Source organism: Rhizobium sp. WYCCWR10014, from assembly GCF_001657485.1.
Classification (GTDB): Bacteria; Pseudomonadota; Alphaproteobacteria; order Rhizobiales; family Rhizobiaceae; genus Rhizobium.
Genome location: NZ_LXFU01000045.1, coordinates 81752 through 104480, shown reverse-complemented (window position 1 = coordinate 104480; position 22729 = coordinate 81752). Strand labels below are relative to the sequence as shown.

General features: G+C 62.7%; 21 protein-coding genes. 3 read left to right on the top strand and 18 right to left on the bottom strand.

The features are described from left to right. Positions 1-94: 94 nt before the first annotated feature. Together polA and A6U98_RS24450 are read left to right on the top strand one after the other, a co-directional pair. Complete coding sequence (gene polA / locus A6U98_RS24455) at positions 95-3094, top strand: DNA polymerase I (protein ID WP_064653728.1); 3000 nt, start codon at positions 95-97, stop codon at positions 3092-3094. 274 nt (positions 3095-3368) lie between these two features. Then, the gene (locus tag A6U98_RS24450) at positions 3369-5696 is read left to right on the top strand and encodes a DNA translocase FtsK (RefSeq protein WP_064653517.1); all 2328 of its coding nucleotides are present in this window, start codon (positions 3369-3371) and stop codon (positions 5694-5696) included. Positions 5697-5731: 35 nt separating this feature from the next. On the opposite strand, the gene A6U98_RS24445 is transcribed toward A6U98_RS24450, so the two are convergent. From A6U98_RS24445 to phnG, 15 genes are all read right to left on the bottom strand, one after another. After that, positions 5732-6235 carry a GrpB family protein gene (locus A6U98_RS24445; protein WP_064653516.1) on the bottom strand — a complete coding sequence of 168 codons (504 nt, stop codon included), beginning with the start codon at positions 6233-6235 and terminating at the stop codon, positions 5732-5734. 19 nt (positions 6236-6254) lie between these two features. After that, the gene (gene phnN, locus A6U98_RS24440; protein WP_064653514.1) at positions 6255-6851 is read right to left on the bottom strand and encodes a phosphonate metabolism protein/1,5-bisphosphokinase (PRPP-forming) PhnN; all 597 of its coding nucleotides are present in this window, start codon (positions 6849-6851) and stop codon (positions 6255-6257) included. Beyond that, positions 6848-7987 (bottom strand): alpha-D-ribose 1-methylphosphonate 5-triphosphate diphosphatase, encoded by a 1140-nt coding sequence (locus A6U98_RS24435; protein WP_064653512.1) that lies wholly within the window; start codon positions 7985-7987, stop codon positions 6848-6850. The genes phnN and A6U98_RS24435 overlap by 4 nt, the downstream gene beginning before the upstream one ends. 13 nt (positions 7988-8000) lie before the next feature. After that, positions 8001-8696 carry a DUF1045 domain-containing protein gene (locus tag A6U98_RS24430; protein WP_064653510.1) on the bottom strand — a complete coding sequence of 232 codons (696 nt, stop codon included), beginning with the start codon at positions 8694-8696 and terminating at the stop codon, positions 8001-8003. A 142-nt stretch (positions 8697-8838) separates the two neighbouring features. Continuing rightward, positions 8839-10182 (bottom strand): phosphonate ABC transporter, permease protein PhnE, encoded by a 1344-nt coding sequence (gene phnE / locus A6U98_RS24425; protein ID WP_064653508.1) that lies wholly within the window; start codon positions 10180-10182, stop codon positions 8839-8841. A gap of 7 nt (positions 10183-10189) precedes the next feature. Further along, positions 10190-11149 carry a phosphonate ABC transporter, permease protein PhnE gene (phnE, locus tag A6U98_RS24420; RefSeq protein ID WP_064653506.1) on the bottom strand — a complete coding sequence of 320 codons (960 nt, stop codon included), beginning with the start codon at positions 11147-11149 and terminating at the stop codon, positions 10190-10192. Positions 11150-11275: 126 nt separating this feature from the next. Further along, positions 11276-12181, bottom strand: coding sequence for a phosphonate ABC transporter substrate-binding protein (gene phnD, locus A6U98_RS24415; RefSeq protein ID WP_020052372.1), 906 nt, complete (start codon positions 12179-12181; stop codon positions 11276-11278). 86 nt (positions 12182-12267) lie between these two features. Next, positions 12268-13113 (bottom strand): phosphonate ABC transporter ATP-binding protein, encoded by an 846-nt coding sequence (gene phnC, locus A6U98_RS24410; protein WP_032997667.1) that lies wholly within the window; start codon positions 13111-13113, stop codon positions 12268-12270. Positions 13114-13231: 118 nt separating this feature from the next. Further along, positions 13232-13849: a DapH/DapD/GlmU-related protein gene (locus A6U98_RS24405; protein ID WP_064653504.1), complete on the bottom strand. Its 618-nt coding sequence runs from the start codon at positions 13847-13849 to the stop codon at positions 13232-13234. Then, positions 13846-14553 (bottom strand): phosphonate C-P lyase system protein PhnL, encoded by a 708-nt coding sequence (gene phnL / locus A6U98_RS24400; RefSeq protein ID WP_003544411.1) that lies wholly within the window; start codon positions 14551-14553, stop codon positions 13846-13848. Before phnL ends, A6U98_RS24405 begins: the two co-directional genes overlap by 4 nt. A 97-nt stretch (positions 14554-14650) precedes the next feature. Then, positions 14651-15427, bottom strand: a complete 777-nt coding sequence (gene phnK, locus A6U98_RS24395) for a phosphonate C-P lyase system protein PhnK (protein WP_003544413.1) — start codon at positions 15425-15427, stop codon at positions 14651-14653. Further along, the gene (locus tag A6U98_RS24390; protein WP_064653503.1) at positions 15424-16299 is read right to left on the bottom strand and encodes an alpha-D-ribose 1-methylphosphonate 5-phosphate C-P-lyase PhnJ; all 876 of its coding nucleotides are present in this window, start codon (positions 16297-16299) and stop codon (positions 15424-15426) included. Before A6U98_RS24390 ends, phnK begins: the two co-directional genes overlap by 4 nt. Beyond that, on the bottom strand, positions 16296-17402 hold the full coding sequence (locus tag A6U98_RS24385) for a carbon-phosphorus lyase complex subunit PhnI (protein ID WP_064653501.1): 1107 nt from the start codon (positions 17400-17402) through the stop codon (positions 16296-16298). The genes A6U98_RS24390 and A6U98_RS24385 overlap by 4 nt, the downstream gene beginning before the upstream one ends. A gap of 4 nt (positions 17403-17406) precedes the next feature. Beyond that, positions 17407-18015, bottom strand: a complete 609-nt coding sequence (gene phnH, locus A6U98_RS24380) for a phosphonate C-P lyase system protein PhnH (RefSeq protein WP_064653499.1) — start codon at positions 18013-18015, stop codon at positions 17407-17409. After that, positions 18015-18491, bottom strand: a complete 477-nt coding sequence (gene phnG / locus A6U98_RS24375; protein WP_064653497.1) for a phosphonate C-P lyase system protein PhnG — start codon at positions 18489-18491, stop codon at positions 18015-18017. Before phnG ends, phnH begins: the two co-directional genes overlap by 1 nt. Positions 18492-18643: 152 nt before the next feature. Here phnG and phnF point away from each other — a divergent pair, with 152 nt between their 5' ends. Next, a complete protein-coding gene (gene phnF / locus A6U98_RS24370; RefSeq protein ID WP_064653495.1) occupies positions 18644-19381 on the top strand; it encodes a phosphonate metabolism transcriptional regulator PhnF in 738 nt (245 codons plus the stop codon). Positions 19382-19420: 39 nt separating this feature from the next. Here the strand turns inward: phnF and A6U98_RS24365 are convergent, their stop codons facing one another. Genes A6U98_RS24365 through A6U98_RS24355 form a run of 3 tightly spaced genes read right to left on the bottom strand, consistent with a single transcriptional unit; the run spans position 19421 to position 22705 of the window. Then, positions 19421-20056 (bottom strand): 2,3-bisphosphoglycerate-dependent phosphoglycerate mutase, encoded by a 636-nt coding sequence (locus A6U98_RS24365; RefSeq protein ID WP_024323194.1) that lies wholly within the window; start codon positions 20054-20056, stop codon positions 19421-19423. Between the two features lie 21 nt (positions 20057-20077). After that, positions 20078-20902 carry a 4-hydroxy-tetrahydrodipicolinate reductase gene (gene dapB / locus A6U98_RS24360; protein ID WP_064653493.1) on the bottom strand — a complete coding sequence of 275 codons (825 nt, stop codon included), beginning with the start codon at positions 20900-20902 and terminating at the stop codon, positions 20078-20080. A gap of 15 nt (positions 20903-20917) precedes the next feature. Further along, positions 20918-22705: an ABC transporter ATP-binding protein gene (locus A6U98_RS24355; RefSeq protein ID WP_064653492.1), complete on the bottom strand. Its 1788-nt coding sequence runs from the start codon at positions 22703-22705 to the stop codon at positions 20918-20920. Positions 22706-22729: the final 24 nt, after the last annotated feature.

The window sequence follows — 22729 nt, the reverse complement described above, 5'->3', positions numbered from 1 at the left end:
TGTGACGCTCCGAACCCCATAATCCTTTTCGCGCGCCGAATTTATGCCGAACTCCATATGGACCTCGTCCCATGCCCGCGCTATCCATGCACGCATGAAAAAAGGCGATCACCTCTTCCTAGTCGATGGTTCCGGATTCATCTTCCGGGCGTTTCATGCATTGCCGCCGCTGACCCGCAAGACCGACGGCCTGCCGATCGGCGCAGTGTCCGGTTTCTGCAACATGCTGTGGAAGCTGCTGAGGGACGCGCGCAATACCGATGTCGGCGTGACGCCGACACATCTTGCCGTCATCTTCGATTATTCCGCCAAGACGTTTCGCAAGGATCTCTACGACGCCTACAAGGCGAACCGTTCCGCCCCGCCGGAAGAGCTCATCCCGCAATTCGGCCTTATAAGAGAGGCGACCCGCGCCTTCAATCTGCCCTGCATCGAGACCGAAGGCTTCGAGGCCGACGACATCATCGCCACCTATGCCCGCCAGGCCGAAGCGACCGGCGCCGATGTCACCATCGTCTCCTCCGACAAGGATCTGATGCAGCTCGTCAGCCCCAATGTCCATATGTATGACAGCATGAAGGACAAGCAAATCGGCATTCCCGATGTCATCGAGAAATGGGGCGTGCCGCCGGAAAAGATGATCGACCTGCAGGCGATGACCGGCGATTCGGTCGACAATGTTCCGGGCATTCCTGGCATCGGCCCGAAAACCGCCGCCCAGCTCCTCGACGAATACGGCGATCTCGATACGCTGCTCGAACGGGCCACCGAGATCAAGCAGGTCAAGCGCCGTGAAACGATCCTCGCCAATATCGACATGGCCAGGCTCTCGCGCGACCTCGTGCGGTTGCGCACCGATGTGCCGCTCGATCTAGATCTCGACGCACTGGTGCTGGAACCGCAGAACGGCCCGAAGCTGATTGGCTTCCTGAAGACGATGGAATTCACCACGCTGACGCGCCGCGTCGCCGAGGCCTGCGATTGCGATGCCGGCGCCATCGAACCGGCGATCGTCCGCATCGAATGGGGTGAGACGGCCCGCGGCCCGGATCTCGATGCGGCCGAGCCCGAGCCCGTCGCCGGCGGCATCCCCGACGTTTCCTGCGAATCCGTGCCGGTGCCGCCGCGTGCGAAGGCGAAGACCGCCGTCGAAGGCGCCTTTTCGCCCGCCGATCTTGCCAAGGCGCGGGCCGAGGCCTTTGCGACGCTGCCCTTCGATCATTCGGCCTATGTCACGATCCGCGACCTGGCGACGCTCGACCGCTGGATCGCCGATGCGCGCGCCACCGGCCTCGTTGCTTTCGATACCGAGACCACGTCGCTGGATGCGATGCAGGCCGAACTTGTCGGCTTTTCGCTGGCGATCGCCGACAATACGGCCGATCCCACCGGCACGAAGATCCGCGCCGCCTATGTGCCGCTCGTCCACAAGAACGGCGTCGGCGATCTGCTCGGCGGCGGCCTTGCCGAAAACCAGATCCCGATGGGCGATGCCCTGCCACGGCTGAAGGCATTGCTGGAAGACGAATCGGTTCTCAAGGTCGCCCAGAACCTGAAATACGATTACCTGCTGATGAAGCGCTACGGCATCGAGACGAGGAGTTTCGACGACACGATGCTGATCTCCTACGTGCTCGACGCCGGCACCGGCGCGCATGGCATGGACCCGCTCTCGGAAAAATTCCTCGGCCATACCCCGATTCCCTACAAGGACGTGGCGGGCAGCGGCAAGGCGAACGTCACCTTCGATCTGGTCGATATCGACCGCGCCACCCACTATGCCGCCGAAGATGCCGACGTCACGCTGCGCCTCTGGCTGGTGCTGAAGCCGCGGCTGGCGGCGGCAGGGCTGACCAGTGTCTATGAACGGCTGGAGCGGCCGCTATTGCCGGTGCTGGCGCGCATGGAAGCGCGCGGCATCACCGTCGACCGGCAGATCCTGTCGCGGCTCTCCGGCGAGCTGGCCCAGAGTGCAGCAAGGCTGGAGGACGAGATCTACGTGCTGGCCGGCGAACGTTTCAACATCGGCTCGCCGAAGCAGCTGGGCGATATCCTGTTCGGCAAGATGGGCCTTGCCGGCGGCAGCAAGACGAAGACAGGCCAATGGTCCACCTCCGCCCAGGTGCTCGAGGATCTGGCCGCCGCCGGTTTCGAATTGCCGCGCAAGATCGTCGACTGGCGCCAGGTCACCAAGCTGAAATCCACCTATACCGACGCGCTTCCGGGTTACGTTCACCCCGAGACCAAGCGGGTCCATACCTCCTACTCGCTGGCATCGACGACCACGGGGCGCCTGTCCTCGTCCGAGCCGAACTTGCAGAACATTCCGGTGCGCACCGCAGAAGGCCGCAAGATCCGCACCGCCTTCATCTCGACGCCTGGCCACAAGCTGATCTCCGCCGACTACAGCCAGATCGAACTGCGCGTGCTTGCCCATGTGGCCGAGATCCCGCAATTGACCAAGGCCTTCGAAGATGGCGTCGACATCCACGCCATGACGGCGTCGGAAATGTTCGGCGTGCCGGTGGAAGGCATGCCGGGCGAGGTGCGCCGCCGCGCCAAGGCGATCAATTTCGGCATCATCTACGGCATCTCGGCCTTCGGGCTTGCCAATCAGCTTTCGATCGAGCGTTCGGAAGCCGGCGACTACATCAAGAAGTATTTCGAGCGTTTCCCCGGCATCCGCGACTATATGGAAAGCCGAAAGGCCATGGCGCGCGACAAGGGTTATGTCGAAACGATCTTCGGCCGCCGCATCAACTATCCCGAAATCCGCTCGTCCAATCCATCCGTGCGTGCCTTCAACGAGCGTGCGGCGATCAACGCGCCGATCCAGGGCTCGGCTGCCGACGTCATCCGCCGGGCGATGATCAAGATCGAGCCGGCCCTTGTTGAAGTCGGCCTTGCCGATCGCGTCCGCATGCTGCTGCAGGTGCATGACGAACTCATCTTCGAAGTCGAGGACGAGGATGTCGAAAAGGCGATGCCAACAATCGTCTCGGTGATGGAAAACGCCACCATGCCGGCGCTGGAAATGCGCGTGCCGCTGAGGGTCGATGCCCGCGCCGCTACCAATTGGGACGAGGCGCACTAAAGCATGTCGCGCAAAACTGTGCAGCGGTCTTGCGACAACGACATGCGTGGAAATAAAGCCTAAAGCGCGAGGAGCGATCTGAAAGATTACGACGCGCTTTAGAGCGCCTCCCCAAAATTGGCAAAGATTTTTCTCACTGCCAGAACTCATTGAAAGTGCAGCGATTTATCCCCACGGGTCGTATCGGAACGATACGGCAGGAAGGAACTTATTAACCTTCCTTTTCTATCCCGGTAGGGTCGTAATTTGCAAAGCATGAGTGAGTAGCGGACGCATGCGTTTTCCCAGAACCAATTTGACGGATGCCGGAGATTTTTCCAGCGAGATTGAAACGGACCTTCCGGAGGAAAACCCAGGGGAGAAGCCGGCGGCACCCATCTGGCAGAGCAACTTTTCCCTCGCGCCGAATGTCCGTTTCACCCGCACGCCGGAAACGCTGATCAGCAGGCGGCGCGCGCCGAATGATCCGGTTCGCGATGATTCGCAGATTGGACAGCAGGCGATACGGATAGAGCCGGTTGCCGTCGACGTGCCCTTCGATATCTATCTGCCGGAGCCGGACGACATTTCCGCAGCACCGCACAGGATCGAACTGCAGCAGTCACCTTTGCTTGATGAGGCCAGCGCGCCGGCTTTCCGCGCCAGCGCCGAGCTTTCCTCCATTTCGGATTTCGCCTTCTGGGAAGTCATGGCCTTCGAAGAGGCCGAGCCGGTTCGCGCACCGCCCTTGATATCGTTCCCGAAGACCGAGACCTCGCCCGAATCGATCACGTCGCTGTTCCGGATTATGGAATGGCGCCCCGGCCGGCCGGCCCCCGCTCCCGTCGTCTCCCGCCCGGCCCCGCAGCCCGCCGCGGTCTCGGCGAAGGTTGCCGTCCGCCCTGCGGCCGCAATATCCCTCGAAAAGCCCAGGCGTATTCCTGTCGAGGCACCACTCGCGCCGGCCCCCCAGGCTGCGCCGGCCCCTCAAATTGCATCAGCACCTCAGGCCGCGCTAGTGCCGCAGCGTACGCCGCCCGTTGCCGCGGTCCTGCCGTCGCCGCGTTTGGCCGCGAGGCCCGAAAGGATCGACGCGTCCGGCTATGAATTCCCACCGCGTGCCCTGCTGCAGGAACCGCCGGAACGTCTCGGCGAGATCATGTCGCAGGAGACGCTGGAACAGAATGCCGGGCTTCTGGAAAGCGTACTGGAAGATTTCGGTATCAAGGGCGAAATCATCCATGTCCGTCCCGGTCCTGTCGTCACCCTCTATGAATTCGAGCCGGCGCCGGGCGTGAAATCCTCGCGCGTCATCGGCCTTGCCGATGATATCGCCCGCTCGATGTCGGCGCTCTCCGCCCGCGTTGCCGTGGTGCCCGGCCGCAACGTCATCGGCATCGAATTGCCGAATGTCACGCGTGAAACCGTCTATTTCCGCGAGATGATCGAAAGCCAGGATTTCGAGAAGAGCGGCTACAAGCTAGCGCTCGGCCTCGGCAAGACCATCGGTGGTGAGCCTGTCATTGCCGAGCTCGCCAAGATGCCGCATCTGCTCGTCGCCGGCACCACCGGTTCCGGCAAGTCGGTCGCCATCAACACGATGATCCTGTCGCTGCTCTACCGCATGACGCCGGAACAGTGCCGCCTGATCATGGTCGACCCGAAGATGCTCGAACTGTCAGTCTATGACGGCATCCCGCATCTGCTGACGCCCGTCGTCACCGATCCGAAGAAGGCGGTGATGGCGCTGAAATGGGCCGTGCGCGAAATGGAGGAGCGCTATCGCAAGATGTCGCGCCTCGGCGTCCGCAACATCGACGGTTACAACGACCGCGTCGCCCAGGCCCGCGAAAAGGGCGAGACCATCCACGTCATGGTCCAGGTCGGCTTCGACAAGGGCACCGGCACTCCGATCGAGGAAAGCCAGGCGCTGGACCTGACGCCGATGCCTTATATCGTCGTCATCGTCGACGAGATGGCCGACCTGATGATGGTCGCCGGCAAGGACATCGAAGGGGCGATCCAACGCCTCGCCCAGATGGCGCGCGCCGCCGGCATCCATCTGATCATGGCGACACAGCGTCCGTCGGTCGATGTCATCACCGGCACCATCAAGGCAAACTTCCCAACCCGCATCTCCTTCCAGGTGACCTCGAAGATCGACAGCCGCACCATTCTCGGCGAACAGGGCGCCGAGCAGCTGCTCGGTCAGGGCGATATGCTGCATATGCAGGGGGGCGGGCGGATTTCCCGCGTCCACGGTCCTTTCGTCTCGGATGTCGAAGTCGAAAAGGTCGTCGCCCATCTGAAGACCCAGGGCCGCCCCGAATATCTCGACACCGTCACCGCCGACGAGGAGGAAGAGACGGAAGAGGAAGAAGCCGGCGCCGTCTTCGACAAGAGCGCCATGGCCTCCGAGGATGGCAACGAGCTCTACGAGCAGGCGGTCAAGGTCGTCATGCGCGACAAGAAATGCTCGACCTCCTATATCCAGCGCCGCCTCGGCATCGGCTACAACCGCGCCGCCTCATTGGTGGAACGCATGGAAAAGGAAGGCCTCGTCGGCCCGGCCAATCACGTCGGCAAGCGCGAGATCGTATCGGGACGGGGCGACGGCGAGTAATCGCCGCCGGCCAGGGCGTCTGATGGATTCCTGTTTTACAGCCTCAAGGCAGCCAGCCGAACCGTCTCGCTGACAAACTCGGTCTTTCCGCCGGTATAAAAATCCCAATCGCCGTCTGCCTCCGCAGCCAGCCGGCGTTTCAGATCGGCATAGGCCCTGGCCCTCTCGGGGTGATCCCTGAGATAATCGCGAAACAGAATGCGGTCCCGATGCGCGCGATTATTAGGCCCGCAAAGATAGAGCCTGAACCCATAACCGTCATGATCGCGGGTGAAGGCCCATCGTTGCTCTCCAGTATCGCCATGGACGACGAAGTCGGCAGCGAGCATGATCTCGATCGCTGCTGGCAGGAAGGCGTCTGATATCATCACGGCCGCAAGGTCGATCTTCGGCTTGGCCGGCAGGCCAGGCACCGACGTGCTGCCGATATGATCGATGGAAAGCAGGCGGTCGCCGAGCAAGGCGGAGACCTCGGTGTTGATCTCGGCAAACAGCCGCGGCCAGGAAGGATCGTAGTCGACCACCTTGATGGCGCGCATGCCCTTCCTCTCGATCTGTTCACGGCGCCTTGGTCAGCAATCCGTCGAGGATCTCGATCATCTTCTGCTCGGCCTCTTCGAGCGAGCCGCTATTGTCGAGCTCCACCACGTCATATTCGCCGCGCACCGTCAGCGGTCCGCGGGCAAGCCGGGCCATGATATCTTCATGCGTCTCGCGTCCGCGCGCCTCCAGCCTGCCGGCGAGCACCTCGGGGCGGGCGGTGACGTTGATGACTTTCAGCCGCGGGAAGGCGGCCTGGAAGCGGTGAAGCGCCGAGCGCGAGCCGTTAGCGACGACAATGTGGCCTCGCGAAAGCGCCACCGAAACCTCGGCCGGAATGCCGTATTTCAGGCCATGCGCTTCCCACCAGACGGCGAAGGAGCCTGACTGCTCCATGGAGGCAAAACCTTCGAGGGAGACGGAAAGATGGTCTTCGCCGCCGGCGTCACGGTGACGGGTGATGACGCGGCGGACGAAATGCACCTCGTCGCGGCCCTTGAAACGCCGGGCCGCGAGGTTCATCAGCGTGTCCTTGCCAGCACCGCTCGGTCCGACGACGACGACCATGATGCCGCGCTCGGCTCCGGCTCCGGGGTGGGGTTCGTGCGACATCATGCGACACGGCGTCCTTGGCGCCAAACCGAGCGTGTCACCGGCACGCCATGCGAACGGTGGACGCGCACGAGATCGGCGCGTAGCCCCGTCGCGATCCGGCCGCGATCGTCGAGGCTGACGGTACGGGCGGGCGTCGACGTCACCATGGCGATCGCCTTCGGCAGGCTGATGCTTTCGACCTCATCGGCGAGGATGAAAGGCGCATGCAGCAGGCTGAGCGGCACGTAGTCGGAGGAAAGTACGTCGAGCACCCCCATCTCGGCAAGGTCGCGGGCGGCGATGTTGCCGGAATGGGACTTGCCGCGCACGATATTCGGCGCGCCCATCAGCACGCTCATGCCATGTCCGTGCGAGGCCCGTGCGGCGTCGAAGCTGGTCGGGAATTCGGCCAGGCGCACGCCGTTGTCGATCGCCTCGTCGACATGCGAGAGCGTTGCGTCGTCATGGCTTGCCACGGTGATGCCGCGCTCGGCGCAGACCTTGGCGATGGCGTTGCGGTGCGGCGTCGAATTGCGCGCCGATTCTGCCTGGCGCTTGGCGACGAAACGGGCGAAGGCCTCGTCGCTCAGGCCCCGCTTCTTCTGGTAGTAGAAAATATATTGATCCATCGTCTGGAACTGACGCTGACCGGGCGCATGATCCATCAGCGAGACGAGCCGCACATGCCGGTCGTTTTCGAAATCGGCGAAATGTTCGAGCACGTTGTCGGCCGAGACCTCGCAGCGCAGGTGGATCAGGTGCTCGGCGCGCAGCCTGCCTTCCGTCTCCGCCGACTGGATGGCATCGGCCATCTCGCGCATCTCGCCATGTTCGAAGCCGCCGTCCTCGTCTGCCCCCATGCGCAGGCAGTCGAACACCGTGGTGATGCCTGATGTGACGATCTGGGCGTCATGCGCCTGGACCGCAGCGGTCTTGTTCCAACGAATGCCGGGGCGCGGCTGATAATGGCCTTCGAGATGATCTGTGTGCAGCTCGACGAGGCCTGGAATGACATAGTCGCCCTCGAAATCTTCGCCGGCTACCGAGTTGCCCTCGGAGATATCGGCGATCTTCCCGTCGCGAATGAGGATCGAGCCCGAGAGGATGTCGTCCTCGAGAACGATGCGGGCGTTGGAAAACACGGTCTCTTTGCTCATGTCGTCAGGTCTTTCAGCTTTTGGCGCCGGCAAGCGGCAGCCAGGAATGAACTTTGAACGGCGCGCCGCGCGTCTCCTCGATGAAGACGGCAAGGCCGGAAATCGAAAGCGGCCGGCCGGTAAAATCGGCAAACCGCTCGGTCAGGATCGCTTTCATTACCTCGGCGCGTGTCTCGGGCACTTGGCCGCTCAACGTCATGTGAAAGCCGAAATCCTCCATGACGTAAGGATAACCCCAGCGCTGCAGATGGGCACGCTGGCCGTCGCTGAGCTTCTCCGGGTTGCGCCGCGCCATATCGGCCTCGGAAAGCGCTGCGCGGAACGGTTCGAATGACCTTACCACCTTCGCGGCGAAATCCTGAAGAGGTTGATGAAGAGAACCGGGAACGAGGGCAAAAAAACGGCCGAGCTGGCCAAGCACGAGTTCAGGAATCTCAAAGGCTTGCGTGCGCTGGGCAAAATCCTCGGCAACGGTCATGAGATCTTTCTCGGTGACGGAGGAGGCGAGCGAAAACGGCGCCTTGATCGTGGCGTGAAAGCCGTAGCGGCGGGGGTCGGCGGTCAGCTCGAACTGTTCTGCAGCACCCAGCTGCTCGTGTTCTGGTGCCGGATAGGTCTCGCCGGTGAAAGCATTGCGGCCGAGCCAGAGCGAGGCCGCGCCGGTCAGGGGATCATCCTTCGGCGGCGAGAAATAGAGAGCGTAGCGCAAGGCTTTTATCCTGGAGATCGTCCAAACGGGGGAGCGCACTGTGCAGTGATTTGGCGGCGAACCGCAAGCAGGCTCCCGGCTAAAAGATTTCCGTGACAGAATGATGATGGCGGCGCCAGCGCCACCGCCTTTGATCGATATGTCAGTGGGCCTTCGTGCCCATCAGCCGGTGGCGCAACGCGTTCGAGGCGGTGTCGAAAATGAAGACGACGATCAGGATCAGAATGACCATGTAGGCGACGTTTTCCCAATTGGCATTGGTGCGCATCGCCTCCCACAGTTTCAGGCCGATACCGCCGGCGCCGACGGCGCCGATGATGGTGGCGCCGCGCACGTTCGATTCCCATTGGTAGAGCGTCTGGCTGACGAAGACGGGAACGATCTGCGGCATAATGCCGTAACGGTGAACGAGCACGGTCTGAGCGCCTGTTGATTTGATGCCTTCGCGTGGCTTGTCATCGATATTCTCCAGGCCTTCGGAATAGAGCTTGCCGAGCGTGCCGGTCTCGGTGAGGAAGATCGCGCCGCTGCCGGCAAGCGGGCCGGGCCCGAAAGCGCGTGTCAGGAACAGCGCCCAGATCAGCATGTCGACCGAGCGCAGGAAATCGAAGAAGCGCTTCAGGATCTGGTTGAGCAGGCGGTTCGGCGTGATGTTGCGCGCTGCCAGGAAGGCGAGCGGAAAGGCAGTAAGCGCGCCAAGCAGCGTTCCGAGGAATGCCATGACGATCGTCTGGAAAAGCTTGGTCCAGACGTCGCCGTGCTGCCATTCGCTGTTGTTCCATATATCGTCGAAGGCGAGCGACAGGTTGGACTGGTCGGGCTTGATGCGCGGACCGGAGACGATGAGGCTGACGACCTCGCCGACCGGCTTGTCGAAGAAGGACGATTGCGTGTCGAAGATGAAATTCGCCCAGCCGATGAAACGCTTTCGGATCTTCACCCGGTCGACGGAAATGCTGACATTGCCGGCAAAGCCGAGATCGGCCAGCACGTTGTCGTCATAAACAGTCATCCAGCCGGGCACCGGCCCAATCACCTTCGGCGCACCGCTCGAAACTTCGACCGGGACGCTGACGCCATGCGCGGTCACGATCGTCTCGCTCTTCGAGACGGTGACGCTGCGGCTGGTGCCGCTGATCGAAACGGTGATGCTGCCATCCGGGTTGTTGACCAGCCAATCTGGATGCGGATTGTCGCCGAGCGGCGAGAAGCGCGGATAACGGATGTCGATCGAGCCGTCATCCTCGATGCGGAATTCCGGCTGAACGTCGTAGCTCACCCATTGGCTGAGATAGATGCCGACGCGCTCCCAATGGGCTTCGGCGAAGAGTTTGGGCAGGTCGAAGAACCAGACGGCATAGAGGCTGTAGAGCAGCGTCGCGATGAGGATCATCAGCCCGCCGAAGCGCTGACGGAACGACCGGTGGAAATATTCCGGATAGCGCGCTTCTATCTCGTGCATGCGGTTTGCGTCGATCACCGTCATGGCGGCCTCAATGTTGCAGGAGGAAGGCGTGCTCGCCGACCAGGCGGCGGCGCAGCCATGCGGAGAACTGGTCGACGGCGACGATCGTCACGAACAGCAGGAGAACGAGCGCAACCGTCTTGGCGCCGAAGCCGCGCGAAATCGAAAGCTTCAGCTCCTCGCCGATGCCGCCGCCGCCGACGGCGCCGATGATGGTCGAGGCGCGCACGTTGATCTCGAGGCGCAGCAGCGCATAGGAGGTGAAATTGGGCAGCACCTGCGGCAGGGCGGCAAAGCGGATGCGCTCCCACCAGTTGGCGCCGACGGCTTTCATGCCCTCATGCGGCTTCATGTCGATATTCTCGGCCACTTCGTAGAAGAGTTTGCCGAGCGCGCCGATCGTGTGCAGGGTGATGGCGATGATGGCGGCGACCGGCCCGATCGACAGGATCGCCGAAAACAGACCGGCAATGACGATCTCCGGGAAGGCACGCAGGAATTCCATCAGCCGCTTGGTGAAGATGCGCAACGGCCATGAATTCGTCAGGTTGCGCGCGGCAAAGAAGCTCAAGGGAACCGCAAAGACGAAGGCGATGATCGTCGAAATCAGCGCCACATTGATCGTCACGATCATCAGCTCGAAATATTCGGGAATGTAGAAGGCGCCCCAGACGTAGACGCGGCCCCTGTCGAAATTAAATTCCTCGCCGCCCTTGTCGTTGACGCTCGCTATGTCGAACAGCGCGCGCCAGACGTCGTGCCAATCCTTGGGAATGAGCCAGCTCAGGAAGTCGAAGAGATGCGGCAGGCGGTCGAAGAAATGGCCGGCATTGCTCTCGTCGGCGAAGCGCACGGAGCTGACGAAAGCCGCAATCAGGATAACCAGGCCGAGAACGGTGTAGAGGCGGCGCTTGGCGACCATCCGGTCCCAGGCGGTGCCGATCTCTTGCATGCTCTGCATGTGCGGCTGTGTATCGGCAATAGTCATCAACGCCTCGCCTACTGCATAATTCAAGTGCTTCAGCGTCCTTTGCGGCTCTCGAAAAGACGCCCGGCGCTATAGTCGCAAGATAAAGGGCGGCCGTTTCCAGCCGCCCCGCATTCGAAAGGCCGATCAGCCGCCGATGGCTGCCTTGCGGACGTCGACAACGGCGTTGTAGAAGTCGTGCTTGACGGGGGCGTAGCCCTGGTAATCGCCGCCTTCGACAGCCGTGAAGCACTTTTGATCCTTCGCCGGCAGAGCTGTGAAGAAGGCTGCAAGCTTCGTCTGCCACTCTTCGCCGAGAGCGTTGCGAACGACGAGCGGGCCGTTCGGGATCAGCGGCGAACGCCATACTTCAACCAGCTTGTTCGGATCGACGGCGCCCTTGTCGACTTCCTTGCGGAAGGTGCCGGAGGTGTAGCCGTCCTTGAAATCGCCGATGCCCGAGCTATCGTCGACGGCGATGTCGACCTTGCCGTCATAGGCAGCGAGAAGGTTGTTCTCGTGGCCGCCGTTGAACTGCGTCGAGGCGAAGAACTTGTCGTTCGGCATGCCCGTGTCCTTCGGGATCTGCGTCAGCGGAACGAGGTAGCCGGAGGTGGAATCCGGATCGGCGTAGCCGAGCTTCTTGCCCTTGGCGTCCTTGATGGACTTGATGCCGGAGGACTTCAGAGCGAGGCCGATCGAGTAATAGCCCGTCGAGCCGTCCTTCTGCTGCGTCGTCAGGATCGGCGTCACAGCCTTCGGATCCTTGATGTAGACGGCGGCGTAGCCGGAGGCGCCGAGTTCGGCGAAGTCGAGCGTGCCGCCGAGCAGGCCCTGGATCACGCCGTCATAGTCGGCGGCCGGGAAGAGCGAAACCTTCTCGAAGCCGAATTCCTGCTTCAGGTGGTCGGCAAGGCAGGCATAGTTGCGCAGCCGGTCGGTTTCGTTTTCGCCGCCGAGGATGCCGATGCGGAATTCCTTGAGGTCTGCAGCATGGGCAGCGCCGGCGAGCGCGAAGAGCGCCGTTGCCGCAAAGAGTGCTTTCTTCAACATGTTCTCTCCTATTGACCGGTGTCCCCGGCCTTCCCGTTACGAAGAAGTGTGCCCTTGACGCGGGCTCTCGATCGCAGCCGGCTCTCTCAGAGACCGGCCAGCGCCAGCGGTTGGGTGCCGGCGGATTGATTGTCTGCCCGCTCGGGGGCGATATTGATTGAGGTCGAGGTCACCGTTTCGTCGATGCCGGCGCCGTCCTTGTCCGTCCCGTAGATTTCCTTCACCGCTTCGGCGGTCAGCTCCGAGGGCTTGCCGTCGAAGACGACACGGCCGCCGGCCATGCCGACGATGCGCTCACAATAGTTGCGGGCGGTGTCGAGCGTGTGAAGGTTGGTGATGACGGTGATGCCCTCGCGCTCGTTGATGTCGCGCAACGCATCCATGACGATCTTGGCGTTCAGCGGATCGAGCGAGGCGATCGGCTCGTCGGCGAGAACCATTTTCGGGTTCTGCATCAGCGCGCGGGCGATCGCCACGCGCTGCTGCTGGCCGCCGGAAAGCGTCCCGGCTGCCTGCAGCGCCGTCTGCTCGATGCCGAGGCGTTCGAGTGCCGCGATGGCATGCACGCGTTCCTCGCGGGTGAAGATATTGAGCAGGCTCATAAGCGTCGATCGATGATTGAGGCGGCCGAGCATGACATTGGTGAGGACGTCGAGGCGCGGCACCAGGTTGAACTGCTGGAAAATCATCGCGCAGTCGCGCTGCCAGTTGCGCAACGCCTGGCCGCGAAGCCCGGAGACCTCGACGCCGGCAAAATGAACGGAGCCGGAGCTCGGCTCCTGAAGGCGGTTGATCATGCGCAGCAGCGTCGACTTGCCGGCACCGGAGCGGCCGATGATGCCGACCATCTGGCCTTGGGGAATGGCCAGCGTGACGGAATCGACAGCGAGCTTTTTTCCGAAACGACGTGTGACATTCTTCAGCTCGAACATCATGCTCTTCCCTTGCGATCCAGGCCTTGGTCAGCATCGCATTAGTCCCGCTTGATGAACCTCGCATGTCATATTTGTGTAAGTCCTGTCACAATTCTTCGCCCCTATATCGGGGGTTTTAACCGCCGTAGCGGGACAGGAAATCTTCCGCGTCCAGGTTGCGAAAATCCTGGAGCGCCTGGCGCAGCCGGTCGTGCTCCCAGTCCCACCAGCAAAGCCTGTCCATCCGTTCGCCGACCTCTCTTGGAAAGCGCTCGCGGATGAGCTTGGCCGGTACGCCGCCGACGATCGCATAGGCCGCGACGTCCTTCGAGACGACGGCGCCGGCCCCGATCACCGCGCCGTTGCCGACGTTGACGCCGGGCAGGATCGTCGCCCCGTGGCCGATCCAGACGTCGTTGCCGATCGTCACGCGGTTTGCGCGCCGCCAGGCGAAGAAGTCCGTTTCCATGTCGCCGTCCGGCCAGTAGTCGGCGGCGCGATAGGTGAAATGATGCAGCGTCGCGCGCCAGGTCGGATGGTTGGTGGCGTTGATGCGCACGGCGGCGGCGATATTGACGAATTTGCCGATCGTCGCACACCAGACGGAGCCGTCCTGCATGATGTAGGAATAGTCGCCGAAGCTGGCCTCGCTGATGCGGCAGCGTTCCGAGACCTCCGTATAGCGCCCGAAGGTGGAATCGCTGACGGATGCCGTCTCATGAAAATAGGGCTCGATACCCAGCTTGCGGCTCATGCAGCGATCTTTCTGGGTGAAAACTGCTGGACGTCGAGGATACGGTCGGCGACAGCTTCGCGCACTTCTTCGTCGTGGAAAATGCCGAGAAGGGCCACACCCGCCTTCTTCTTTTCTGCGATCATGCCGACGACGACGGCACGGTTCCTGGCATCGAGCGAGGCCGTGGGCTCATCGAGAAGCAAAATCGTGTGCTCGGTGATGAAGCCGCGTGCGATGTTGACGCGTTGCTGCTCGCCGCCGGAGAAGGTGGCGGGCGGAAGCTGCCAGAGCGTTTCCGGCAGGTTGAGCCTGGCAAGCAGGGCGCCCGCCTTTTCCCGCGCCGTGACGGCGTCCTCGCCGCGTGCCACCAGCGGTTCGGCAACCACGTCGATCGCCGCGACGCGCGGCACGGTGCGCAGGAACTGGCTGACATAACCGAGCGTATTCCGGCGGACGTTGAGCACGGTACGCGGATCAGTGGAAGCGAGATCGACGATGCGTCCGTCGTGGCGAATGAGGATCTGGCCGGTGTCGACGGCATAATTGCCGTAGATCATCTTGAGCAGCGAGCTCTTGCCGATGCCCGATGGGCCACCGAGCACGACGCATTCGCCCGATGCGACGGAGAAGGCGACATCGGAGACGACAGGTAGCTTGATGCCGTCGCGCAGATGCATGGTGAAGCTCTTCGAGACTTCGGAAACGACGAGGGGCGTTGCCATGATTTCTTCTTTCTAGAGCAATTCCAGGAAAAGTGTGAAGCGGTTTTCCGTCCGGAATTGCGTAAAAACAAAAGGTTGGAGCGGTTCTGCGCTTCCCTCAGACCTGCAGGATCGAGGAGACGAGCAGCTGCGTATAGGGTTCGCGCGGGTCGTCGAGCACGCGGTCGGTGAGCCCGTGTTCGATGACGTAGCCGTCCTTCATCACCATCATCCGGTGCGAGAGCAGGCGGGCGACGGCGAGATCGTGGGTGACGATGATGGCCGAAAGACCGAGATCGTTGACGAGGCCGCGCACGAGATCGAGCAGGCGCGCCTGCACCGAGACGTCGAGGCCGCCGGTCGGCTCGTCCATGAAGACGAGGCGCGGACCGGTGACGAGGTTGCGGGCGATCTGCAATCGCTGGCGCATGCCGCCGGAAAAGGCGCGCGGCTGGTCGTCGATGCGGTCGGCGTCGATCTCGACGCGCTCCAGCCAGTCGATCGCCGAAGCGCGGATCTTGCCATAGTGCCGGTCGCCGATCGCCATCAGCCGTTCGCCGACATTGGCGCCGGCAGAGACGGTCATGCGCAGGCCGTCGGCCGGGTTCTGATGCACGAAGCCCCAGTCGGTGCGCATCAGGAAACGCCGCTCGGCCTCGTTCATCCGATAGAGGTCGCGGTAGCTGCCGTCGCGCATATGATATTCGACGCTGCCGGTGCTCGGCAGCAGCCGGGTGGAGAGGCAGTTGAGCAGCGTCGTCTTGCCGGAGCCGGATTCACCGACAATGGCGAGCACTTCGCCGGGCCAGAGCTCGAAGGAGACGTCGCGGCAGCCGATGCGGTTGCCGTAGAATTTCGAAACGTCATGGACTTTGAGGAGGGGCGTATCGCTCATTCTGCAGCCTCCCGGGCCAGCATCTCGCCGGCATGTCCGTGCGCGCGGCGGTCTTCGCAATGATCGGTGTCGGAGCAGACGAACATTCGCCCGCCCTTGTCGTCGAGAACCACTTCGTCGAGATAGACATCCTCGGCGCCGCAAAGGGCGCAGGGCCTATCGAAACGCTGGATATCGAAGGGATAATCCTCGAAATCCAGGCTGACGACGTCGGTATAGGGCGGCACCGCATAGATGCGCTTTTCGCGTCCGGCGCCGAAGAGCTGCAGTGCGTCCGACATATGCATCTTCGGATTGTCGAATTTCGGCGTCGGCGACGGGTCCATGACATAGCGGCCGTGGACCTTCACCGGATAGGCGTAAGTCCGCGAGATGCGGCCGTTATGGGCGATATCCTCGTAGAGCTTCACGTGCATGAGGCCGTATTCTTCGAGAGCGTGCATCTTGCGCGTCTCGGTCTCGCGCGGCTCGAGGAAGCGCAGCGGCTCGGGGATCGGCACCTGGTAGACGAGCACCTGCCCGACCCCGAGCTTTTCCTCGGGAATGCGGTGGCGCGTCTGGATGATCGTCGCATCCTTGGTATGCGTCGTCACCGCGACGTTGGCGACCTTCTGGAAGAAAGCGCGGATGGAAACGGCGTTGGTCGTGTCGTCGGCACCCTGGTCGATAACCTTCAGCACGTCATCAGGTCCGATGATCGAGGCCGTCACCTGCACACCGCCGGTGCCCCAGCCATAGGGCATCGGCATTTCGCGCGAGGCGAAGGGCACCTGATAGCCGGGAATGGCGATCGCTTTCAGGATGGCGCGGCGGATCATCCGCTTGGTCTGTTCGTCGAGATAGGCGAAGTTGTAGCTGGCCAGATCGGTCATTCGGCGGCTTCCTTCATGTCTTCGCCACCATTGCGGGCGGCTTCGAATTCGCGGCGCATGCGGCGGACGAGATCGAGTTCGGCCTGGAAGTCCACATAATGCGGAAGCTTCAGGTGCTCGACGAAGCCCGTCGCCTGGACGTTGTCGGAGTGCGAGATGACGAATTCCTCGTCCTGTGCCGGCGCGGTGATATCCTCGCCGAGCTCTTCGGCGCGAAGCGCCCGGTCGACCAGCGACATCGCCATCGCCTTGCGCTCGCTCTGGCCGAAGACCAGGCCGTAGCCGCGGGTGAATTGCGGCGGCGCCTTGGCCGAACCCTTGAACTGGTTGACCATCTGGCATTCGGTGATCTGGATCGTGCCGAGCGAGACGGCGAAACCGAGTTCCGGCACATCGAATTCCACCTCGACGTCGCCGATGCGGATTTCGCCGGTGAAGGGGTGGTTGCGGCCATAGCCGCGCTGGGTGGAATAACCGAGGGCCAGCAGGAAGCCCTCGTCGCCGCGGGCAAGCGCCTGCAGGCGGAGATCCCGGGTCATCGGGAATTCCATCGGCTCGCGGGTCAGGTCGCCGATCTCATGATCTTCAGGCATGTCGCCGTCGGCCTCGATCAGGCCCTCATCGCCGAGGATCTCGGAGACGCGCATGACACGGCCGGTCTCGGCTGCGCGCTGAGTGGGCGTCTCGACCGCCTCGTCAGAAAGCAGCGAGGGGTCGAGCAGCCGGTGGGTATAGTCGAAGGTGGGCCCAAGAAGCTGGCCGCCCGGCAGGTCCTTGTAGGTCGCCGAGATGCGGCGCTCGATCGTCATATCAGCCGTGTCGAGTGGCTTCGAATAGCCGAAACGCGGCAGCGTCGTGCGGTAGGCGCGCAGCAGGAAGATCGCCTCGATCATATCGCCGCGCGATTGGCGGATGGCGAGGGCTGCGAGCGTGCGGTCGAAAAGCGATGCCTCGGCCATGACGCGGTCGACGGCGAGCGCCAGTTGCGCGACGATCTGTTCGATACCGATTGCCGGCAGCGAACGGTCGCCGCGGCGGCGGTCGGCCAGCAGGCGGTGGGCATTGGTGATGGCGGCCTCGCCACCCTTGACGGCAACATACATGAGCTCAGATCTCCGTTGCTGTGATCTTGGTGGTGCGCGGCAGGCAGAGGAAACGCTTGCCCGCCGTCAGCACGATGTCGACGCCGCGCGGAAAGAGCGCACGGTTCTCGGTCCAGAGCCGCATGAAGGTCTCCGGCAGGCCGATGGGCGCCATCTCCGCCACGCTCTGGATGCCGGGACCCATCAGCGCCAGCCTGCGGCCGCCCTCGAGTTCTGCGAGTTCGATGACAACAGTCGTCGAGCGGTCGGGATATTCCTGCGTGCCTGATGCAAAAAGGCCGAAGGAGGAAAGTGCGGTGCCGGCCTCGGTGAAGGCAAAGCGCGCCTCGGCCTTTTCGGTGGTCAACGGCGCGCCGGTATGGAAGCCGAGCCACTCCGGCACGGCGGATCTCACCAGTCCCTGGGAAAGCCAAGCGGGCGTGTCGTGGTCGCAAAGCGTCAGCGCGATCGTGCCGGCGGCGATGCCGAGCGGTGCCGGCGGAGCGACGTCGGGCTGAACGGTCTGGATCGTGCCGGGGCGGGCCATGCCGTCCATCAGCATCTTGAAGACGCTTTGGGCATGGAAGACCGGCTCGGCAAAGCCGCCGGTCAGAGCTTCTGTCTTCAGGCCCATCAGTTGTCTCCCCGCACCATGGTGAAGAAATCGACGCGGGTTGCCGCCGTCTCGTCCGCCTTGCGGCGTTCGGCATCGGCGATCCGCTCGGCGATCGGTAAAAGCAGTGCCTGTTCGACGAAATCCTTCGTCGCGTCCTCCTGCCAGAGCGCGTCGAAGATTGCCGCAAGCCTGGCCTTCTCACGGTCGGTGCCGAGCGCCTGTGCATGGCCGACCGAGCCGGAGTCGAGCCGGACCGTGGCCCGCGTCATGGTCACTTCGCCGAGATTGAAGGGAGCGCCGCCGCCGCCGATGCGTCCACGAACCATCACCAGCCCGGTCTCGGGTCCGCGCACCTGATGGGCCACAGGCTTTTCCGGCAGCGCATCGAAGACCGCTGAGAGTTCGCTGCGCTCCGCACGCGCCAGCAGATCGGCGGCGCGTTTGCGCCCAGATGCCGTCTGTAACGCAGCGTCTTTCCTGTCCGCTGATATCATCGCCGCTTCCCTCAAAATGTCTATTGATATAGACAACCATACAAGATATACTTAGCTCTAAATCGATGTCGTGACAAGCGTGTGACATCCGACAGCGCCGCGCGTCTTTTAAGACGCGCAAAGGAGGCGTGAAATGGCAGGGCAGGGGTGAAATGGCGGGATTGAAGCAGGTGCAAAGGCAAACCGGCGTAGCGCTCTGGCGCCAGATCGCCGATCGGATTCGCGAGGCAATCAGCAGCGGAGCCTATGACGAAACGGGAATGGTGCCGCCGGAAACCGTGCTGGCGCTGCAATTCGGCGTCAACCGGCATACGGTGCGCAGCGCGCTGGCGGCGCTGGCGCAGGAAGGTATCGTCCGTGCGGTACAAGGTCGCGGCACGCTGATCGAGCGCAAGGAGCGGCTGAATTTCCCGATCACCAGGCGCACGCGCTTCACCGCCGGCATCGGCGATCAGGCGCGTGAAATGCGCGGCCTGCTGCTCGATGAGGCCAAGGAAGAAGCGAGTGCCGAGATCGCCCGCTGGCTGGGCTTGAAGCCGGGAGAACAGGTGATCCGCCTGGAAACATTGCGCCAGGCAGACAAGCGGCCGGTTTCAAGGGCGACGAGCTGGTTTCCCGCCGAACGCTTCGCCGGTATCGGCGAAGCTTATCGGACGGGGGAATCGATCACCAAGGCTTTCGCCGAACTCGGCCTGCCGGATTATGTCCGCGCCACGACCGAGGTGACGGCCGCCCATGCAAGTGCGGCCGATATGGCCGATCTCGAACTCACCCCCGGCGCGATCCTTCTGATCGCCAAGGCGATGAATACCGATCTTGAGGGTGTACCTGTGCAATATTCGATCAGCCGCTTCGCGGCTGACCGGGTGCAGTTCACGATCGAGAATTGAGCGCCTTTCCCCGCCGAAGCGGGGAAAGATCAACTGAGATCAATGTGCGCCCGACATATCGCCGAGCACTTCCTTGGAAGCGACGGTGGAATCCGCCTTCAGCTTGTAGACCATCGGCACGCCGGTCGCGAGGTTGAGGGCGAGAACGCCTTCTTTGCTCAGCTTGTCGAGCACCATCACCAGCGAGCGCAGCGAATTGCCGTGTGCGGCGACCAGCACCTTCTCGCCCCTGAGCACGCGCGGCAGGATCTCGGTGAGGTAGTAGGGCCAGACGCGAGCGCCGGTGTCACGCAGGCTTTCACCGCCGGGAGGCGGCACGTCATAGGAGCGGCGCCAGATATGCACCTGTTCCTCGCCCCATTTGGCGCGGGCATCGTCCTTGTTGAGGCCGGAGAGATCGCCATAGTCGCGCTCGTTCAGCGCCTGGTCGCGGATCGTCAGGAGATCGGGCTGGCCGACCTTGTCGAGGATGAGCTTCAGCGTGTGCTGCGCACGCACCAGTACCGAGGTGTAGGCGACATCGAATTTGATCCCGTATTCGGCAAGCGCCGCTCCGCCTGCATTGGCTTCCTGGACGCCGAGCTCGGTCAGATCGGGATCCTTCCAGCCGGTGAAGAGATTCTTCAGGTTCCAGTCACTCTGGCCGTGGCGAACGAGGACGAGGGTACCGCTCATGAATATGCCTCCGTAGTATCGTTAAGAGGAAGAAAGCCCGAGCACGTCGAGCATGGAATAGAGACCCGGCTTCTTGTCGCGTGCCCAAAGGGCCGCCTTGATGGCGCCACGCGCAAAGATCGAGCGGTCGGCCGCACTGTGCGACAGGGTGACGATTTCACCTTCTCCGGCAAAAAGCACGGAATGCTCGCCGATGATGGAGCCGCCGCGCAGCGTCGCAAAACCGATGGTGCCCGCCTGGCGGGCGCCGGTATGGCCGTCGCGCACCCGGACCGACTTCGAGGCCAGATCGATTCCGCGCCCCTTTGCCGCGGCCTCGCCGAAAAGAAGGGCGGTGCCGGAAGGCGCATCCACCTTGTGCTTGTGGTGCATTTCCAGGATCTCGATATCCCAGTCATCAGGATCGAGCGCACGCGCTGCCTGCTCTGCGAGCACGCTGAGCAGATTGACCCCAAGGCTCATATTGCCAGACTTGACGATGCGGGCATGGCGGGCCGCCGCGGCGATCTTGGCATTGTCGTCGGGTAAACAGCCCGTCGTGCCGACGATATGGACGATGCGGGCCTGCGCGGCTAGGCCTGAGAATTCCACTGTTGCAGCAGGCGAGGTGAAGTCGAGCACGCCTTCGGCATCGAGAAAAGCGTTGAGCGGATCGTCGCCGATGACGACACCGGTCGGGCCGAGACCGGCGATTTCGCCGGCATCCTTGCCGACGAAGGGCGAGCCGGCGCGCTCGACCGCGGCATGCAGGTTCACGCCCTCGATCGAATGGATGAGCCGGATCAGCGTCTGCCCCATGCGTCCTGCTGCGCCAACCACCACCAGTTTCATCGCAGCATCGCTCATGTCAGTCTCGCCAGATCAGTTTGAATCGGAGGCCGAAGGCCTCTGCAGGTTGTTGAGGCGAGCGTAAAGACCGTCGCTGACCTTCGCAAGCGTCTCGTGATTGCCTTCTTCGACGACGCGACCCTGCTGCATCACGACGATCTTGTCGGCACGCACCACGGTCGAAAGCCGGTGGGCGATGACGACGACGGTGCGTCCGCTCATCGCTTCGTCGAGCGCCTTCTGCACGGCGGCTTCGGATTCGGTGTCGAGGGCCGAGGTCGCCTCGTCGAGAAGCAGGATCGGCGCATTGCGCACCAGGGCGCGCGCGATCGACAGCCGCTGGCGCTGGCCGCCCGAAAGCGTCACGCCGTTTTCGCCGACCGGCGTCTCGTAACCCTGCGGCTGTGCTGAGATGAAGTCATGCGCATAGGCAAGCCGCGCCGCCTCTTCAACCTCGGCATCGGTCGCTTCCGGCCGGCCATAGCGGATATTGTCCCGGATCGTGCCCTCGAACAGATAGGGCTGCTGCGAGACATAGGCGAGCTGCTGGCGCAGCGACTTCTTGGTGATGTGGGCGATGTCCTGTCCGTCGATCAGGATTTCGCCTTCGCGCGGATCGTAGAAGCGCGGAATGAGGCTGATGACGGTGGATTTGCCGGCGCCCGAGGGGCCGACCAGCGCTGTGGTCGCGCCGCCCTCGGCGATGAAGCTCACGCCGCTGAGCACGCTCTCATTGCCATAGGCGAAGGAAACATTGCGGAATTCGATCCTCGCCTGCGTCACCGTCAGCGGCCGGGCATCCGGCAGGTCGCGCTGACGCGGTTCCATGTCGAGCAACTCGTAGATCATCCGCGCATTGACGACGGCGCGCTCCATCTGAACCTGCAGGCGGGCAAGCCGGCGGGCAGGGTCATAGGCAAGCAGCAGCGCCGTGACGAAGGAGAAGAAGGCGCCGGGTGGCACATTAAAGTAGATCGAGCGGTAGGCGGCATAGGCAAGCACGCTGGCGACGGCAAAGCCCGCGAAACTCTCCGTCAGAGGAGACGTGCGTTCGGAAAGCCGGGCAATCCGGTTGGCTCGGCTTTCGGCGCCCTTGATGAGTTTGTTGACCTTGCGCTCCAGTTCTTCTTCCATCGTGAAGGCTTTCACGATGGCGATGCCTTGGATCGTCTCCTGCATGGCGCCGAGAACGTGGCTGTTCAGATGCACGGCCTCGCGGGTCGCCGAGCGCAGCCGCTTGGAAACATAGCGCAGTGCATAAAGCAGCGGCGGCGCCATGATGAACACGGCAAGGCTGAGCAGCGGATCCTGGATGATCATCACGGCGAGCAGCGAAACGAAGGTCAGCAGGTCGCGCACCGTCGAGGTGATCGTCAGGTTGAGCACGTCGCGGATGCCGCTGACATTCTGGCTCACCTGCGCGGCGATATGGGCCGAGCGCGCCTCGCTGAAGAAACCGACCGAAAGCGTCATCAGATGCGCATAGAGCCGGCGCTGGTAACGGGCAACGATATCGTTGCCGACCCTGGACAGCGCCACTGCCTGGCCATAGCTCGCAAAACCGCGCAGCACGAAGGCGATGAAGATCGAAAGACAGATGATCCAGACGACGTCGGCGCGCCGATTGGCGAAGGCCTCGTCGATGATCGCCCGCATGATCCAGGCGGTAAACGCCGTCGAAAGCGCCACCACGATGAGGCAGGCAATCGCAAAGACATAGCCCCACAGATGGTCGCGGCCGTTTTCAGCGATGATGCGCTTCAGGATGCCGGTTACGGTATCGCTGCTGACGCTCTGCGTTCTGCTTTCCGCCGCTTCCAAATAGGGTTTCCTGTCTCGGACCAA